We start from the raw sequence: 13,914 nt of genomic DNA on the forward strand, positions 1-13,914 counted from the left end.
TAACCTTTCCTTCCACTGCTATATATGAGACTGCACAAAATTATCAAATTTATTAATTTTTCTGTCTTAATCTTAAGTAAGAAAGAAAGAAGAAGTAACCAGGAAAAGGGAAGCAGGAAAAAAATTACTTTCTCTGAGTTTTAAGTTCTCGATCTTTCTTAACCTTTCCTTCCACTGCTATATATGAGACTGCATAGAATTATCAAATTTATTAATTTGTCTGTCTTAATTTCAAGTCAGGAAGAAAAAAGAAGGAAGAAGGAAAAGGGAAGCAGGAAAAATATTACTTTCTCTGAGTTTTAAGCTCTCGATATTTCCTCACCTTTCCTTCCACTGCTATATATGAGACTGCACAGAATTATCAAATTTATTAATTTGTCTGTCTTAATTTCAAGTCAACTCTGATTAAAATATTGTTCTATGCAATTTAGAAATGAATTTGGCATTAGACTTTTAGGGAAAAGTAAATAGGAAATGGCAAATAGCAACCAATAAAATTTTCACTATTGAAGAAGAAAGAAGAAGGAAGAAAAAATGGATGGGGACTCAAACCCCAACCAATTGTTAATATCGTGTAGACGGTGGGGTATTAAACCCAAAATAAAAAGATAATTTAGGACTGCTATATAGTGTTTCTCAAGTTACTGATTTACAGTTATTTTTCTTTTTTTCTACTCCCTACTCCCTACTCTCTACTCCCTAAAGCAAAATAATTTTGTACCTCACGCTTTTTGGGAATTGCTATATATAATTTCACTTTGTTTTACCCATGTAATAAACTATGTTCAAACGCCTACTAAAAATCATCATTTATTGGCTCGACTCACCATGCTAAACCAATTATTTTTAATATTAAACTACAGAATTTCAAAAAAATCATTATTATCAATTATATTAGGAGGATTTTTAGCGATAAATAACCAAACTATCGCTCAGGGTAAAGTAATTGCAAGTCAAAGTTTACCAACCAATAAAAGTCAAAGCAAAACTACAACTTTTAGTTCCAATAGCAATACAAAAAAACAGACATCATTAATAGCAGAAAATTCCAGTTTTCCCAAAAATTTTGAAGTATTACCTCCATCAACAGTAAGACCATCAATTCGACAACAAGAACCAATATTTAATCCCATCGAAGTAAATCCATTTCCCAATTTACGATATGTTGTCTATATTGAATCAGACAGTGCCTTATTGTTAGGAATTATTCGGCGAAAAATCGAACCAAGGGCAGTATTGCGCTCTTTTGCAGGCAACGACGTAATTCAAGTAGGAAGTTTTTCTCAGTTATTTTTCGCTTTAGATTTGTTAGATTATTTGGAAGAAAGAGGAATTAATGCCCAACTAGAAAAACTTGATTCAAATGAAGCTTTTGGTGAACCTGTAAAACCTGCAATTTTAGCAGCTAGTGTATATCCTCCAGTTAAACGTTCAATTGCTTATGGACTAAGTAATAGTAAATCTTATTATTTATTAATTCCTAGTAAGTCAACAAATTTAGCTTTAATTACATATAAATTGCGATTATTAGGAATTCCCGACCAAGGTATTCAAGTGACAGAAATTCCCGAAAATGTAGCGATAGGACCTTTTGAAAAGGAAGAAATAGCAGAAAAGTGGCAACGCTATTTATTAGATTCGGGGTTTGTTAATGTGGTTATTTACTTTGGTCGTTAAAAGTCAGTCAGAAGTTAAATTTAAAAGTTGATTGAAATACATTTTTAGGCAACAGGCAACAGGGAATATAGAATAGGGAATAGAGAATAGGGAATATATAGGAAAAAAGTATTTTTGTAAATATGAGATGCACCCTCCAAAACTGCTTTAAGTAAAATTTCAAGTCCCTTATGTATCAAGAAGAAAAAAGACAAAAAATCCTTTTAGTAAGTCCTATACTTTTAAACATAGGTAATTAGGGTTTGCTGAATCTTATATAGCGTTTCTCAAGTTATTGAGGTACATTTTTTCTTCTTTTCTACTCCCTACTCCCTACTCTCTACTCCCTACTCCCTAAAATCAATGAACAATACTAAAGAAAAATTTGTAGTTACTGCTGCCCAAATGCGACAAATAGAAGAACGAATATTTGTTGCCGGAATGCCAGTAGCAGCATTAATGGAAAAAGTTGCAGGATTAGTAACACGAAGAATCGTAAAATTATTCAATCGTAATATTAGTAAAATTGGTATATTAGTAGGTCCTGGTCATAATGGCGGAGATGCTTTAGTCATAGCCAGAGAATTATATTTCCAAGGTTATGAAATAATAGTTTACTGCCCGATACCAAAACTTAAAGAATTAACAAATGCTCATAGTAAGTATCTCCAATCTTTAGGAGTTAATTTTGTTGATAATATTTCCCCGGTCAAAAATTGCGACTTGCTCATAGACGGTTTATTTGGCTTTGGTTTAGAACGAGAAATTACCGGAGATTTAGCTGTAGCAATCAATCAAATTAATAGTTGGAAAAAACAGATATTTAGTATCGACTTACCTTCTGGAATTCATACAGATACAGGAGAAGTTTTAGGAACAGCAATTTCTGCTAAACACACATTTTGTTTAGGTCTGTGGAAACAAGCATTTTTACAAGACCAAGCCTTAGAATATATAGGTACATCCGAATTAATAGATTTTGATATTCCTCTGGCAGATATTACAGAAATTTTAGGAGAATTTCCCACTATTGAAAGAATCACAAAAACATCTGCTATAACAAATTTCCCCTTACCTCTTTCTCCAACAACCTATAAATATAAAAACGGTAATTTATTATTAATTGTAGGTTCCCATCGTTATAGTGGAGCAGCAATTTTAACAGGATTAGGAGCTAGAGCAACAGGTGTCGGAATGTTATCAATTGCCGTACCAAAATCAATTAAACCTATACTAAATAATCATTTACCAGAAGTACTAATTATTGGTTGTCCCGAAACAGAAACCGGAACAATAAAACAATTACCAAAAGATATAGATTTAAGTAAATTTGAAGCGATCGCCTGCGGACCTGGTTTAACCACAGAACCTAAATCTATAATAGAAGCAATATTATCCGTAAATTGTCCGATAGTTCTAGATGCTGATGCTTTAAATATTTGTGATAATTTAGAGAAAAATTATTTAGTCAGTCAACGTCAAGCACCAACAATTATTACACCCCACCCAGGAGAATTTAAACGTCTATTTCCACACCTAGAAAATCAACTCAATAATCGGATATTATCGGCTAAAAAAGTAACTAAAAACAGTAACCTGATTTTAGTTTTCAAAGGAGCAAAAACAATTATTGCCAATAGTCAAAAAATATTGATTAATCCAGAAAGTACCCCTGCATTAGCAAGAGGAGGTAGTGGAGATGTATTAACAGGATTAGTTGGAGGTTTATTAGCTATTACTTCAACTCAAACTCCACCACTAGAAGCTGTCAAAACAGCAGTTTGGTGGCACGCTCAAGCAGCAATATTAGCAGCAAAAAAACGAACCGAGTTAGGAGTAGATGCTTTTACTTTAACTCAGTATTTAATCCCCGCACTAGAAAAAATATATAGCAATTCCTAAGAAGCGTGAACTACAAAATTCCTTGGTTTTAGGGAATAGGGAGTAGTAATTCGGGCAACAGGGAATAGCGGTGTGACCCCGCGAGGTGCGTTTGTCGCACCTAATAGCGCACTCCTGTGAGAAAAGAAGAAATGTCATTGCACCTCAGTAACTTGAGAAATGCTATAACCTTTCTTAGTTTGATAAGAAACCAAAATCTGGAAACTGAAATACCTCCTTATTTATGCCTCAAAATTCTATCAGCACTTATTAACTAGGCAGGCATAAAAATATATATAAAACTGGGATATGGTGTTAAGTATTGAGGAGTCAAAATAATCCTTTTTCTCTTTTAAATTAACAAAAAATATCCGGCCTCAATTTTTATCTTTATAAAGAGATAAAAAAGAAAATCCTGAATCTTCAAAGCTTCCCTATTCCAGGAGTTACTGATAACTGATAACTGAATAGACCATTACTAGGTTTTTATTCCCTCGTTTAATTGTTCTTTTTTTAATTTAAACTATAGTTTTTTTATATGAGATGTAAATGTAGGTTAAGGTTTTTTATAATAAAAAAAGCACGCTTATTGATTGCTTTACCTCCTTGTATTTGCTAATATTTAATGCTGTTCTCCCTTCTTTACTATTCCCTCCATACCTTTTTCATAACACTTGGTTTCCACATCCCACATAAAAACGCCATACCGACTTTAAGTCTAAAAATGCTACAATTAAATGTTTATTCGGAGGAAAACCATCAATGGCAGGTGCTAAACTTAATACAAACTTATGGTTCGCTGAACAAATTACACCTTGGGATATTTATAAACATGGCATCGATCGAGTGCTGGTTTATCAAAAAACTAAATACCAGGAAATGCATATTGTTGAAGGTATTTATGGCAAAGCTTTAATACTAGATAATAAGTGGCAGTCGTGCACCAAAGAAGAATTTCTCTACCATGAATGCTTAGTACATCCAGCAATGATTTTTCATGGGTCGCCACAAAAAGTCTTAGTACTTGGAGGTGCAGAAGGAGCAACATTACGAGAAGTATTACGCTGGAAAACTGTAGAAAAATTAGTTATGGTTGATATAGATGGGGAAGTAGTAGATGCCTGCAAAAAGTATCTACCAGAAATGCACCAAAATTCTTTTGAAGACCCTCGGGTAGAACTAATTATTGATGATGCTCAGAATTTTTTAAACTCTTCTTCAGAAACTTGGGATGTGATTATTTCCGATCTGACAGACCCTATTGAGTCTGGTCCGTCTTTTCCCTTATTTACTCAGGAATACTTTCAAAAAATTCGCCAAATTTTATCTCCTGATGGAGTTGTTATGATACAAGCAGGTTCAATTTCTCCTGCCGAAATGTATCTTCATGTCCGCGTGCTTAAAACTTTACAAACTGTGTTTAATTATACTTATTCTGTAGAGCCTTATTCTGCCAGTTTTGGAACTCCATTAGGATTTGTTATTGCTTCCGACCAAGAACTTTCCTCTACACCAAACCCAGAAAAAGTAGACCTTTTATTAGCAGAAAAAACTATCGGTAGTTTAAAAGTTATGGATGGTATTTCTTTGTTAGGAATGTTGCAAATACCTTTGAATGTACGACAGGCGATCGCTACAGAAACTCAGATATATACTTTGAAATCTCCACCAAAATCTCTTCAGATTTCAGGTTGAAAACTAACAAGAAAATTACTACTCAATCAAGCAGTTGTAAATAATTTCATAAATTAAATTTTATCGGATAAAGCCATTGGTAGAAAAACATACAGGAGTCAGAATGAATAGCTTCTGTAGGATTTCTTAAGTCGGAACTTCTACCAATTTGAAAAAAGAATGTGTTCAAATAATAAGTGCGATCAAAAGATTTTGTAGGAAATGTCCCTTTGACGAAAAAGAGAATTTACGACCGTTCAAACTGGTATTGAAGCAATTATCGTGTGACTCGGTCCGACTGACTTCCCCTCCTGGGAGGGGTTAGGGGTGGGTTTACTCCTAAGAAATAGCCTAACTATTTGTAGCAAACATTTATCAAATTGGTATTATCTATCTTTTTAGTCAAAGAGATATCTACTGTAAAGTCTTTTAATGGCCAAAATTAATTCGTAACATTCTTTATTCTACGTTTGCTATTAGATATCTTAAAGTTAGAATATGAAGCACATTCGTACTCCTAATTAGCTAGGTTTTAAAATGTTAAAACCTTAAAATTTAGACAACACAAATTTTTCCAACTTCCTTCTTCCTTCTGCTATATTTATCCTTCATATAATAAATAAAATCTAGTTTTAATTATTAAAGTAATTTGATTAGAAAAAGGTGTAAAAGTTTAGCCAAAAACTTTGCAATTATTCCAGGAAATACACCAACTGGTGAAAAGATTAACAATTGATATCAAATGATATCAAATGATTTCGATATTTGAGTGTGTAGTTATATCATGTCCGCTGGTATCGTTATGTATAAACCCAAGGGTGAATATCTACAAAAAATTTAAGTTTTTTTGGACTTTTAAGTCTTCCGTTCTAGATAACTAAAGCCTTCTTCCCTCTTCCAACTTCGGTCCTTCCTTACCTTTACAATACTGATGCTACCAGACTTGATATTACACCTTATATATCTTTCAACAGCACTTTAGAGAGTGTTTGTCAAATAAATATAAGACCGCGTAGGGTACCAAGGGTGTTACGTAATGCACTATCCAACAGCACGCGGTTCGTGAGGTGTCAAACCGACCATTATTCCATAAATTAAATTGTAAGCGTACCGTCACACACCCTACTTAGTTCTTAGGGCCACTTTCAATTTATTATAGATAAGTAAAAAACCACATAGAATAATCTTCTAACAATTCAGCATTCTCAGAATCTTCCATAACAGCTTCTAATTCAGCTAGTGGCAATATAAATTTTTGACTATCTGTAGTGCGCTCCAATTCTGCTAAGATTCCAGACTCTAAATCTAATTTATCATCTAACTTTAGCAGATTAAACACATCTGTATAGGATGGTTTTTTCTTCTTCAGCTTCTGATATTCTTTTTTACTCCCTGGACCCATAGTATAATATACTTCCCACTCAAATTCTTCTATTCCTGTTACTAAACAAGGAAATTCAAGATTTTGCTTGAGATATTTAAAAAAAGATTTTAAATTACTTTGATTAACTTTGAAATTACTTGTATTGAAAATTTCCTCTAACTTTTGCTCAAAAACTTCTAAATTAATTTGTTCTGCTTGATCATCATCTTCCATCCCTTGAAAAGCACCGATCTGCTGTAAAAAATTATCAATAGGTACACTAATAGTTATATTTTCTCCATTATTCAACTTACCAGTTTTCCCTGATATAATAGTCTCATCAATCTCAATTGGTTTTAGTTTTCTGGTATCAGGTTGAGACTTATTTTTATTTTGTTTTTGATTAGATTTTGGCATAAAGTTCTCCCCTTATCCAGGTTTATGATTAAAGAATATCTATAAATTAAAAAAATCAGTCGATCTATATTTCTTTAGGAGTAAATTATGACACAAATACTACAATCTCCAGAACCGATAGTTTATCAAGGACATTTTGGAGAATTTACTATCACAAAAAGCGATCGCCTTAGTGTCATTATTTATCGTAGTGGCCTGATGATAGCTGCCCTTAGTTTTGCATTAGGCAGCACCTTAGTCTTATGGCAAGGCAACAACCCAGCAGTGATTAAAGCACTAACACCCATCTATGGCTGTTTTTGTCTAGCTTTAGGTCTAAGTTTAGTCACTATTCATATCTATATGGCCATTTTACACCGACTACTCCAACTATTTTGGATTATAGGGACTATTACTACAGTAATCTTAGCAATTAACAGTACTCAGCCCCTGTTCTTAGTAGTTTACACTAATCCAATTACCATTTTGGGTGTTGGTTTTACCTTTGCTGCCTTGACTGGTATTTATTTCAAAGAAGCTTTTTGTTTTAACCGCCTAGAAACAAAATTCCTCACACCTTTAGTACCTTTTTTACTACTATCTCATATGGCTGACTTTTTATTACTTGAAGTCAAAGAGTTTTTATTGGGAATTTGGGCATTTCTATTTATAGTTTTTGCTATCCGAAAGGTATTCCAAGCAATACCTCCAGATATTGGTGATAAGAGTGTTTTTGAGTATTTACACAAAAAACAAGAAGAAGTAGCTCATAGCTAGAAAGAGCTATTAACAGTAAATATTACTGAAGTTAAATCAAGAAGATTGAGTCTTTTTGAATAGATAGCAGTTATAGCAAATCTAAAAAATTTTGCTACCTACATTTAGTTAAGAGTAAAAGTAATCAATAGTCAGTAGTCAGGAAAAACAGAATAACAACATTTACAGCAGATTCCAAGTATATGAAGACATATATTAACAATTAAATGTTACCACTGCGGGCATCTTGCCCGCTATAGTTGTACCTCAACCCTGATGGAATCTACTCTACCAAAAGTCCTACTACGCTCATAACTTTGATTTTGCAAACTTATAAAGCACTCAAGTATAGCAAGATTTTTAGTAATTGATATTATCTAAAATTCAGTTTAAATAAATTACTTATGAAGGTCAAGAGTAAAGAACAGAAAAAAATTATAAATCTGTTTTATTAACCGGATTTAGTGTGAGATGAAATCTGTTACTTTCTTTCTTCTTTACTTCTTAGTTGATTACTTAAATGTATCCAAAAAACATTTTATTACAATGGCAGGAAAAATTAATTTTAATAATCCAGGTATGGATATTAATTCTAGGATTAATTATCTTTCTAATTACGATTTGCTGCTTTAATATTTATTCATTCTTAGCACTAACCTCCCCCATAAAAGCAGATATACTAATAGTTGAGGGTTGGATGTCTGACTATGCAGTAAAGTTAGCGATCACTGAATTTCAGCAAGGTGCTTATCAAAAATTAATTACCACAGGTTCGCCCATAGGTAAGGGATATTATCTATCAGAATACAATAACTTTGCCGAACTAACAGCCGCAACTTTAATTGCCTTGGGTGTCGATCCAGACCGAGTAGTTGCGATACCAACTCCTCAAGTTGTTAAGTATCGCACTGCTGCCTCTGCTATTGCGGTTAAAGAATGGCTAAAAACTTCTCATATGAAAGTAAACTCTATCAATATCTATACCTTAGGACCCCACGCTCGCCGTAGCTGGATGATTTATCGAAATATTTTCAGTCCAGATATTCAGGTAGGTGTGATTGCTCTTGAACCTAAAGATTATAATCCTCACAGATGGTGGCAGTCTAGTGCAGGTATGCGGACTGTTGTTGGAGAGGCGATCGCTTATTTTTATACCCGTTTTGTCAATTGGACATCTTGAAGAAGAAATTAGGAGTTAGTAGACAGGAAAAAGCATTAATTAGGCATTTAAGACCCATCACTCATTAAAGACTACCAAATTTTATGTTTGCTAGAGGGTCTTAAACGCACTTGCGAAACATAAAAATTTTACAGAATTCAATTCAAAATTCTGCACTTTGTTAATCCAACGTTTCCCTTACCTAAATTCTTTCTTGATAATTATAGGAGCTAAACTAAGTCCTATAATTAACTTTAATAATAAAAATGAATTAAATTAGTAGCGACGAGAGTTGTTTCTGCGACCACCGCCACCAAAGGAAGGTCTTTCCTCCCGTGGCTTAGCTTTATTAACTTTTATTTCGCGATCCATCCATTCAGCACCATCAAGTGCAGCAATGGCCGCTTCTTCTTCTGCCTCAGTATCCATTTCCACGAATCCAAAACCACGAACGCGTCCTGTTTCACGGTCAGTTGGTAAATGAACCCGTTTAACAGAACCATATTCCTTAAAAACCTCAGATAGATCATCCTGCGTGACATCGTAGGATAAGTTGCCTACATAAATTGACATAGATATTCTCCAAAATTAAGATTTTTGTAGAGATTTAGATTTCGGAGAGAAGCTTGTCAATAGCGACAGGAAAGTAGCCCTCAATATAAACAAACATTATAACCGAATTTATTCTCACCTTCTATAATAGCACAATAGATATTTATATTCAGAGACTTTTTTGAAAATATTGAAAATATTTAAGACGAGAAAATGACCAACTAAGTTCGTTTCACTAAAGTCAGAAGTCAAAAGTCAGAAGTCAGAAGTGATATTTTAGACACTTATATAAAATCCGGTTATACAGTTATCGCACTTTCTACTTCCATTCAATGCAGACTTGAAGAAGGAGACAGGAGACAGGAGACAGGAGGAAAATTACATGGGGATAGTCAACAAAGGGCCGCTCCGCGTCTACGCTCCCCCAAGTAATTTTGAACACCCCCGTTGACGGTGGGGTATTAAACCCACAAAGAAAATGATAAAATGCCGGAATATCCCCAGATAATTCCAACTCTCATCCTTTCTTCTTACTGACTCGTGAGTTCTGAGTTCTGACTCCTCTCATCATACAATAACTAATTATCCGGAACTATATTAAAACCTCTACTCTACAGTAATTTTAGCTTATTATTTGACTTCATCAGTTACCAACTATTTGTGACATTTTTTAAGTGAATTGGTATAAGTTCGTGTAGTCTTCTGTAAGGAATAACAAGAGCAAACAAAATAATGAAAAATAATTTACTCTGGAACACTTAAAATGAGCATTGCTCAATGAACAATGCTCAGTATTGAATGGGTTAGAGGTAAGCGCTTTGAGACAAATATTATGCGCTTACCACAGCTAAATTTAATTTTAAGACCCCGAATTAAAGTTGCTTAACCTCAGAAACCAACTTAGCAACCATATCCTTAGCACTGCCAAATAGCATCATAGTTTTATCCTTGTAGAACAAGTCATTGTCCACACCAGCAAAACCAGTGCTAAGACCGCGCTTAATCACAATAGTATGCTTTGCCTTATCAACATCGAGAATGGGCATTCCATAAATCGGACTATTCTGATCCGCACGCGCCGCCGGATTAACCACGTCATTCGCTCCAATCACCAAAGCTACATCTGCCTGGTCAAACTGAGGATTAATGTCATCCATATCATATAACTGGGGATAAGGCACATTTGCCTCTGCCAACAATACATTCATGTGTCCAGGCATCCGTCCTGCAACTGGGTGAATAGCATACTTAACCTCAACACCCAATCCTTCCAACTGGTCTGTCAACTCACGGACAGAATGTTGTGCTTGAGCAACAGCCATACCATAACCAGGTACAATTACCACAGAACGCGCATAACCCAACATCATTGCACCCTCTTCAGGGTCAATACTACGAACAGACTTATCAGTTGTACCACCAGCAGCAGCAGGACCACCACCTTCACCAGTACCAAATGCAGCAAACAGTACATTAGTCAAGGAACGGTTCATACCCTTACACATAATTACTGTGAGAATAATTCCAGAAGCACCAACCAATGCACCAGCAATGATCAACATATTGTTCATCACCACAAAACCAGCAGCACTAGCAGCTAGTCCAGAAAATGAGTTCAACAAAGAAATCACAACTGGCATATCGCCACCACCGATGGGGATAACAAACATTATACCCAATATTAGGGATACACCTACCAATGCTAAAAATATGGGTAAGTTGAATGGTGTGACACATAGATAAACGCTACCAACAATAAACCCACCAAATAGGAGAGCATTAACAGGTTGTTGCAATGGGAAAGTGATCGGAGAACCACTCATAATTCCCTGTAGTTTAGCAAAAGCAATTACAGAACCTGTAAAAGTTACACCACCAATTAATACGCCCAATAATGCTGTAATAGTAGTAGGCAATGGAGGAGACTGAGCAACAGCCAAATACCGCCAAAACTCACCTACTGCCACCATCGCAGAAGCAGCACCACCCAAACCGTTGAACAAACCAACCATTTGAGGCATATCAGTCATTTCTACTTTGTAAGCACCGATCGCTCCAATAATTGAACCGACAACAATTGCTACCAAAATCATTTCATAGTTGATTACTTCTTTTTCTAGCAGGGTTGCTACAATAGCAATCAACATTCCCACTGATGCTAATAAATTACCATTACGAGCTGTAGCTGGAGAACCCAACTTTTTCAGTCCCACGAAAAACAAGGATACCGCTACCAAGTAGCTTAATTGGATTCCGGTAGGTATAAAATCGCTCATTATGCAGCCTCCTTCTTCTTGAACATTTGCAACATCCGGTCTGTAACCAAAAATCCACCAACTACGTTAATGGTGGCAAATACTACAGCAATTAAACCTAAAATCACAGTGACATTCCAATCTTTGTCACCAGCGATAATTAGTGCGCCCAAAACAGCAATCCCTGAAATAGCATTAGCTCCAGACATCAGGGGTGTATGCAGAGTTGGAGGCACTTTATTAATTACTTCAAATCCGGCAAATGATGCCAAGACGAATACGAATAAAGCTGCAATTAATGTTTCACTCATAGTCCTTTTACAGTTAATTTTTGACTTTTATACGGCATTAGCAAGGTTTTCAATTCCTTCTCAACAAGAAAAAACGCTCTTGCTGAGTGCCGATCGCTGACTGCTGACTGCTTAACTAACTACCAACAGCAACACCTAAAGCATCTTTGACTCTTTGATTGCGAATTTCACCACCATGGGCAACACAAGCACCAGCAATGATATCATCCTCAAAATCAAGATTTAGCTCTCCATCCTTAATCATCAACTTGAGCAAAGCAGAAATATTTTTGGCATACAATTCACTAGCATGAACTGGCATAGTTGCTGGCAAGTTGACCGGACCAATAATAGTCACACCATTCCACTGTACGTTTTTGCCTGCTTCAGTACATTCACAGTTTCCACCCTGTGATGCTGCCATATCAACTATCACTGCACCTGGTTTCATTTGGTCTACCATTTCTTTAGTTACTAGCAATGGTGCTTTTTTACCAGGAACTTGAGCAGTAGTAATTACAATATCTGAAGCAGCAACGTGTTGGGTGAGAACTTCGCGAGTGTGTTGTTTAGCTTGCTCAGAAAGTTCTTTGGCATAACCACCCTCAGCAACAGTATCTTCCTGGAGAGTTACATCTACAAACTTTGCTCCCAAACTTTGCACTTGCTCTTTAACTTCTGGACGAATATCAAACGCTTCTACCACCGCACCTAGACGACGAGCAGTAGCTATCGCCTGTAAACCTGCAACCCCCGCACCCATTACTAATACCTTTGCAGGTTTAATAGTACCTGCTGCAGTAGTTAGCATTGGGAAAAACTTGGGTAAAGCAGCAGAGGCAAGCAAAACTGCTTTATATCCACCAATATTAGCTTGGGAAGATAAAGCATCCATAACTTGCGCTCTACTGGTACGAGGAATCAACTCCATACTGAATGCAGTTATTTTCCGTTCCGCTAAACGTTGGACGATAGCAGGGTTTCCTAAAGGATCGAGAAAACTAATTAAAACAGTACCCTCTGGTAATTTATCAATTTCTGATTCCTGTAGTACCCCAATTTTTAGAAGTACTTCTGTTTCACGCCACAGGGCGTCACTATCAGAAATTATTTTTGCTCCAGCTTGTTCGTAAGCTCCATCAAAGAAGAAAGACTTTTCTCCCGCACTTGCTTCTACCTGGATTTCTAATCCCTGTTTAACTAATCGTGCTATAACATCGGGAACTAAGGCCACACGGGATTCATTGACCAGAGTTTCCTTAGCTACTGCTATTCTCATAAATTCTCCTTGTCTACTTAAAGTTTGATTTCCTTACCTAAGAACCCTACCTAAAATAATGGGCCTGAGTTAGCTAGCTATAGCTATATTTATTGTTCTTTTACTAATAATTATTAGGCTGATATTTCGTTGCTCATTGCTATCTTTAACTTGTCTTATGAATTCAAGGTGGACATTAAGAAAATATGTGATTTTTAAGACTAAATACTTGGTCATTATTGAAGCTTGAACAAATTCAAAAAAATTGCTAAATAAAGAGGGTATTAAATAAATTTGTGGAGATTACTCTCAAAGTCAATATTTTTAATTTGTCAGTTTGAATAGAGATACTACTCCCTACTCCCTACTTTGGTGGAAATATCTATTTTAAAAATCCTGTTTATACTATTAGGCATCTCCAAAAATCAAAAATCAAATCAATTATCATAAATAAATCATCAATTATTTCCCCTACTCCCTACTCCCTACTCTCTCAGATGTCTATTTTCAAAATCCCTAATGCAGGATGGCGAAAATAACTGACCAGTTACAAAAATTACAAATCAATTTTGACTGTCAGATGTGCGTCTTACATTCTGTTCGCGGAGTGTTTCTGGAGGAAACGGAAACCTCGCCAATTAGCACTCGCTTTTGACTTTTAACTTTTGACTTTT

General features: G+C 35.4%; 10 protein-coding genes. 5 read left to right on the forward strand and 5 right to left on the reverse strand.

Annotated elements, in window-relative coordinates; genetic code table 11:
• Positions 1-828 precede the first annotated feature (828 nt).
• The 3 genes from F6K06_RS05745 to F6K06_RS05755 all read left to right on the forward strand — a co-directional run bounded on the left by F6K06_RS05745 (position 829) and on the right by F6K06_RS05755 (position 5,232).
• Entirely contained in the window at positions 829-1,677 is an 849-nt protein-coding gene (locus tag F6K06_RS05745; protein WP_124154985.1) for a hypothetical protein, read from the forward strand.
• Between the two features lie 342 nt (positions 1,678-2,019).
• Positions 2,020-3,558 carry an NAD(P)H-hydrate dehydratase gene (locus F6K06_RS05750; RefSeq protein WP_124147101.1) on the forward strand — a complete coding sequence of 513 codons (1,539 nt, stop codon included), beginning with the start codon at positions 2,020-2,022 and terminating at the stop codon, positions 3,556-3,558.
• A gap of 741 nt (positions 3,559-4,299) precedes the next feature.
• The gene (locus F6K06_RS05755) at positions 4,300-5,232 is read left to right on the forward strand and encodes a spermidine synthase (RefSeq protein ID WP_124147102.1); all 933 of its coding nucleotides are present in this window, start codon (positions 4,300-4,302) and stop codon (positions 5,230-5,232) included.
• Positions 5,233-6,364: 1,132 nt separating this feature from the next.
• Here the strand turns inward: F6K06_RS05755 and F6K06_RS05760 are convergent.
• Positions 6,365-6,991 carry a calcium-binding protein gene (locus F6K06_RS05760; RefSeq protein WP_124154982.1) on the reverse strand — a complete coding sequence of 209 codons (627 nt, stop codon included), beginning with the start codon at positions 6,989-6,991 and terminating at the stop codon, positions 6,365-6,367.
• Positions 6,992-7,078: 87 nt separating this feature from the next.
• Here F6K06_RS05760 and F6K06_RS05765 point away from each other — a divergent pair, with 87 nt between their 5' ends.
• Positions 7,079-7,747 (forward strand): DUF2301 domain-containing membrane protein, encoded by a 669-nt coding sequence (locus tag F6K06_RS05765; protein ID WP_192901197.1) that lies wholly within the window; start codon positions 7,079-7,081, stop codon positions 7,745-7,747.
• 499 nt (positions 7,748-8,246) lie between these two features.
• Positions 8,247-8,906 carry an ElyC/SanA/YdcF family protein gene (locus F6K06_RS05770; protein ID WP_124147105.1) on the forward strand — a complete coding sequence of 220 codons (660 nt, stop codon included), beginning with the start codon at positions 8,247-8,249 and terminating at the stop codon, positions 8,904-8,906.
• Between the two features lie 255 nt (positions 8,907-9,161).
• Here the strand turns inward: F6K06_RS05770 and F6K06_RS05775 are convergent, their stop codons facing one another.
• From F6K06_RS05775 to F6K06_RS05790, 4 genes are all read right to left on the reverse strand, one after another.
• Positions 9,162-9,458: an RNA-binding protein gene (locus F6K06_RS05775; protein WP_124147106.1), complete on the reverse strand. Its 297-nt coding sequence runs from the start codon at positions 9,456-9,458 to the stop codon at positions 9,162-9,164.
• A gap of 851 nt (positions 9,459-10,309) precedes the next feature.
• The gene (locus tag F6K06_RS05780; RefSeq protein WP_287240376.1) at positions 10,310-11,713 is read right to left on the reverse strand and encodes an NAD(P)(+) transhydrogenase (Re/Si-specific) subunit beta; all 1,404 of its coding nucleotides are present in this window, start codon (positions 11,711-11,713) and stop codon (positions 10,310-10,312) included.
• Entirely contained in the window at positions 11,713-12,003 is a 291-nt protein-coding gene (locus F6K06_RS05785) for an NAD(P) transhydrogenase subunit alpha (protein ID WP_094678584.1), read from the reverse strand. Before F6K06_RS05785 ends, F6K06_RS05780 begins: the two co-directional genes overlap by 1 nt.
• A gap of 115 nt (positions 12,004-12,118) precedes the next feature.
• Positions 12,119-13,261, reverse strand: coding sequence for a Re/Si-specific NAD(P)(+) transhydrogenase subunit alpha (locus tag F6K06_RS05790; RefSeq protein WP_124147108.1), 1,143 nt, complete (start codon positions 13,259-13,261; stop codon positions 12,119-12,121).
• Between the last annotated feature and the right edge of the window lie 653 nt (positions 13,262-13,914).

This window comes from Okeania sp. SIO1H4, assembly GCF_010672695.1.
Classification (GTDB): domain Bacteria; phylum Cyanobacteriota; class Cyanobacteriia; order Cyanobacteriales; family Microcoleaceae; genus Okeania; species Okeania hirsuta.